Here is a 232-nt window from a genome sequence, read left to right on the forward strand (position 1 = left end):
TGAGAAAGCTGCTGACCTCGGCGACATGCACCCAGGTCAGCAGGTCCGGGTCGCTGGCGGAGTAGGGCGTGCCGTCGGGCAACTGGCCGATGACGCTTTCGTGGATGCGCCGGACCCGCTCGATCAGTCGCTCGGCATCGGCCAGCGGGCCGTAGGTGGTGGCCGAGATGAACTGACCGGTGCGACGCAGGCGCCCGAGCAGGTCGTCGCGGAAATTGGAGTGGTCCCACAC

1 protein-coding gene is annotated in these 232 nt (G+C 67.7%); it reads right to left on the reverse strand.

Annotated elements, in window-relative coordinates; all coding sequences use genetic code 11:
- Window positions 1-232, reverse strand: a 232-nt coding sequence (locus ACLJNW_RS28830) for an oxygenase MpaB family protein (RefSeq protein WP_410962109.1), incomplete at both ends; no start/stop codon positions are given.

Origin of the sequence: Salmonella sp. SAL4457, assembly GCF_046548235.1 — a bacterium.
Classification (GTDB): Bacteria; Pseudomonadota; Gammaproteobacteria; order Enterobacterales; family Enterobacteriaceae; genus Salmonella; species Salmonella enterica.